A 4,403-nucleotide genomic window follows, 5' to 3' on the forward strand; every position below is an offset into this window, starting at 1 on the left:
GATTATTTAATAATCTCAAAAGCCTTGGGAATACTTGCTTTGATCACCTATTTTTTTGAAAGAAAATAGGTATTACCCTTTGAAATCAGTATGTTTACGCAATGCTGTAAATATCCGTTTTGCAGTTTCTTCACGTACTGATTTTGGGTCTCTCAAAATACCGGCAATAAACAGAGTAAAAGCATCGTATGTCGGGAATGTAGAAAGGTCAGATATGTCACTTACACGACTTAAAATAGCACTATATTTGCTGATTTGAGCATCTGTTAAATCGCAGAACATATCTATTGTGTTCGGGTCCCGAGCTTGTGTCGTTAGAGTTTTAGGTTTTGGTTTCTCTTTTACAGTGAACTTAAAGCCGACTACAGAACGCCCCTGCTTTATATTCTCATAGCTGAGGTTAATATCCGTATTTTGATTAATTTCATCTAATGAGGGTTTAATTACCCTTTTTTTTAAATTACTTAAATCTTGATACGACTCAGGTAAGCCAAGCTGTTCAAAAAGATCATTAAGGCTGATTTGAAAACCGCCCATCACCTGATGTTTCTTAGCTAAGTGATAGATGTCTAGTGAGTAGTCTTTCCGGAGCCGTAATACAACCTCTTTTTTATATTTTGTATAAGGATTTAAAGCATCAAACTCCCTAAGAAGAAGAAGGACTTCATCAGTAAAGTAGAGTTCTGAACCCCCTTGCCCTACTTTATAAACAACCTTGTTCAACCATCTTATTTTCACCCGATCCCCATTTTGTGCTGTATATCCGAAAAATCGGGTAAAAAGACGCTCTGACGCTGTTTCTAGTGCTGTGTATGCGGTTGAAAGATCGACATTACACTCACGTGAAAATTCATGAGATGAGATAAAAATAGGTTCATTACTTGATATTTGTGTTGTTCTAGCAAGCGGCGTAGACATGATAAAAAGACGTTTTTCATCAAGGCTCATTCCACGAAAGCATTCAGCAACTCGGTTTTGTAAGACAACCCAATCTTTCGGATAATGTTTCTTTAGATCTACAGCCATATAAACAGCTCAAAAATAATAAATCGGTTTGTTTTTATACTAAGTACATTGTTTGAGTCAATACTTTTTTACAAATTAAAGTACATACATAGGTTTGTACTTTAATACTTGGCGTTTGTACTTTTTAAACTTGGCGTTTGTACTTTTTAAACAGTGTTTAACTTGGCGTTTGTACTTTAATACTTGGCGTTTGTACTTTTTTAAAGTTTGAAAGCCATGTTACACGTGGCTTTGAGGGGGGGCTAAAAGTATTTAAAAGCTTCTTAAAAGAATAAAAAGGAGCAGGGGAGTGAAAAACAGCCCTATGGCACTCGCTTCGCTCGTGGCATTTTGACCTCGTTTCACTCGGTCTTGGGGGCTGTTTTTTGGTGACTGCTTTCGAGGATTCAAAAAAGCAAAAGCGGCTATGAATTCGCTTCGCTCATAGAGCTTTTTTGCTCGCTTCGCTCGGTCTAGGTGCAAATACCAGCATTTGATTTAATTCCTTTTGTCTTTTTTATTTTTTTAAAGCAGTTTTTCAGAGGGTCGAGGCTCAACTTTTCTTTGTGTCACTCGTAGACACTCGTTAAATATACCGTTTAAATGCAAAAAATAAGGGTTTTTAGCTACTTTAGGTGTTTTTTTGATATTACCTACATGAAGTAAATTAAAGTGCCTTAGAAAGCAAAATAGAGAGATTTAGGAACTCACCTCGTTTAGTTGTTTTGCCGCAACCGAGGGAGTCATATCTCACTTTCGTAGAGTTCACGTTGTTTGTCGAGTAGAACATGGGTAGGCAAATACCCAAGTCATTATCACAATACGTCGTTCTTTATACTAAAGAATGGAAAAAACTCATCTTAACGAGGACTCCCGCTAATTTTTCTAAATTAGTTAAATATTCAATTAGTTAGAATTGAAACTATGAAAAAAATCATGCAGTACACAAGACTATGCTGCCGTATTTTCTTTTCTTTCATTAACGTTTGCTTAGTCCTGACTTAGATCGGGAGACCAATCCCGACCTATCAGAACAAACAATGGCGACCAAACCATTTTTAGCTATGTTTCGCTTTTTTAGATAACAACATAAAACCGACTCGGATTTTCGACAACACTACTCCCTTTACCACCCTTAGCAGCCACGCCACTGGTGAGTTCGCAATGTTTAATACAGCATCGACTTCGTTATTTTCATAACTTATACGACCTACTCATCCTCTCTCCCTCTCCATGCCTTGCCGTGACAACTCAATGTCTAAGCATGGAGATTCCCAAGTTATTTCTAACGATCTTAGCAATTGAACGCCAATGCTCTTTTGTCTGTCAGTGCTTCCATTTTCCCCACCACGCGGTTCCTTAGATTTGGTGGATATGACTTTGAGACAAAATCTGAGCGTATGGCTCTTAATCTACACGTGTCTCCGGTTTATGCTTCCGGATGTATACTGTTTAAGCTATCCGTTGACCCACTTTGCTTGAGATGATCTCACTCAGTGGTGCCGCTGCTTCCAGATTTCTCCTCAGCTAGCCTGTAACATTGCTGTTACCTCAAACGCCATCAGTTGTGCCAATGAGCTGCGCTTCCCTCTTAGAGTGCATTTGCCGCAACACATTGCCGTTATTAGTGACCCTTAACATCCTGTCAGGGTCTCACGGTAATCGTTAAAACAGGGTTTCAATACAAAAAAAATTGTATCTAGTCAGGCTATATCTAACCTCACGACCACTTCACAATCATTCGATTGTTTATAGGCTCCCGTGTCCTTGTCGCCCAACCCCGTTTACAACGGATTGGATCGAAAAGGAGTATTACAACTCCCTAGCGCCCATCAGATCGTACCGAACGGGATTTCTCCAGTAGTACGCTCAATCGGTCAACTCAAAATGGCTAGTTCTGAATTGTGCGCTATCTAAAAAAACATGGCTTTAAGCAGGCTGTTGCCTGCTCAAAATCGCTAAAACGAAAATGGTCAGGCAGTTGGTCAGACTGCTTTAAGTCAATGAATATTGCGACTATAAACCAAGCAAAAACAGATGTAAATTCCGTCACCTAGGAACCACTTGATTGCACGATGACAAATTGTGTCAATTAAGTCCGACCAATGCCTTTGGCATTGGTAAAAAATCAAAATCGTTGAAAGCATTATAAAATATAGCTTTTAGTTATAATAAATATTGCTTGATTACATAGGACTTTTTAGAATATTGTTTGATGACAATTGAACAAATATTGCTTGGTAACAATAAAATGATTCATTACAGCCCGAACAGTCGTTATACAGCGCAAAAAATTGTAGATAAAGTTGCAAACGGTGCGTATTTCTATAGTCACTTTACTATTGAATCTGATAACACGATGTTTGCAGATAAAATCCAAAAACTCATAAAAAAACTCAGCCAAAAATATTCTTTAGATTTAAGCCCACGACAAAGGACTTATCGTTTAAATAAAAAAAATGAGCCTATTGCGGATTTAATTATTCAAAAGCGTTATGACCAAGATATATGGGAATTTTGGCTGTTTGTGACAACTCCAAAAAGCAATGAATACAACACTCTTAAAAGCGAGGGGCAATTAAAGAAAATAGTCAAACAGCGAATATCAGAAGTTGAAACAACGTGGAATCGAGAAGAAGAACAAGAACAAATTTCATTGATTCAGACATATTTTAATGACCATGAAAAATTCAAATTTGTTTTACAAAAGCCCTTTTTAAAAGTTGCGTTTGGAAATGGGAAAAATGTTGAACTGGTGCGCCTTTCACACTCAAAAAAGAAATCAAAGAATTATCCTGATACGGAGAAAAGTGCAAAAAACTATACATGGACTTGGCGATTTGATGAGCCTAGCGTGCAGCTGATTAAAAAAAGCTATGTTGAAATTATAAATACACTTATTTCAAATAATGACAAAAGCGTTGGCATGTCTAAGTTGCAGTCATTTTATGATGATCTGAAATTTTACGGAGTCTTCAAAGGGAATCGGCACCAGATCGGACGATTGTTTGTTGATGCGGTCAGTTATCACTTCAAAAAAACAGGGAAAAACTTTAGAAAAATGGACTACTACATTCCTTTAGAGCTGAATTACCTGCCCCGAATTAAGAATTATGCAGATGATTTTATTCAGTATGTTTTCTTAAGAAGGATTTATGAGAGTGTTCAAATCAATTTGAATAAAGACGATGTAAATCAAGACACTTACACCGAACTATTTAACAAATATTTGGTTTAATAACAGGACTTAATATGAATATTGCAACCTTAAAAACTGCTGAAATATTTAAAAAACTCCCTCATTTATTTAAGTCTAAGTTTATATTTTTTTTCCTAGGCTTTTGGTTGATGCTAACAGCATTTCACTATGTCGATATTGTACCTAGTGATGATTATTT

2 protein-coding genes are annotated in these 4,403 nt (G+C 36.8%); one reads left to right on the forward strand and one right to left on the reverse strand.

From position 1 onward, the window contains the following. Window positions 1-72 precede the first annotated feature (72 nt). On the reverse strand, window positions 73-1,026 hold the full coding sequence (locus FTU64_RS16135) for a replication initiation protein (protein WP_179991697.1): 954 nt from the start codon (window positions 1,024-1,026) through the stop codon (window positions 73-75). 2,194 nt (window positions 1,027-3,220) lie between these two features. On the opposite strand from FTU64_RS16135, the gene FTU64_RS16140 reads away from it, so the two are divergent. Beyond that, window positions 3,221-4,243, forward strand: a complete 1,023-nt coding sequence (locus FTU64_RS16140; protein WP_247166083.1) for a hypothetical protein — start codon at window positions 3,221-3,223, stop codon at window positions 4,241-4,243. Window positions 4,244-4,403 lie beyond the last annotated feature (160 nt).

The organism is Acinetobacter sp. YH12128 (assembly GCF_013418655.1).
Lineage (GTDB): Bacteria > Pseudomonadota > Gammaproteobacteria > Pseudomonadales > Moraxellaceae > Acinetobacter > Acinetobacter amyesii.

Excerpts from the sequence above, each read along its gene's own strand:
- FTU64_RS16135 (WP_179991697.1), bottom strand. The coding sequence starts at position 1,026 with ATGGCTGTAGATCTAAAGAAACATTATCCGAAAGATTGGGTTGTCTTA.
- FTU64_RS16140 (WP_247166083.1), top strand. The coding sequence starts at position 3,221 with ATGACAATTGAACAAATATTGCTTGGTAACAATAAAATGATTCATTAC.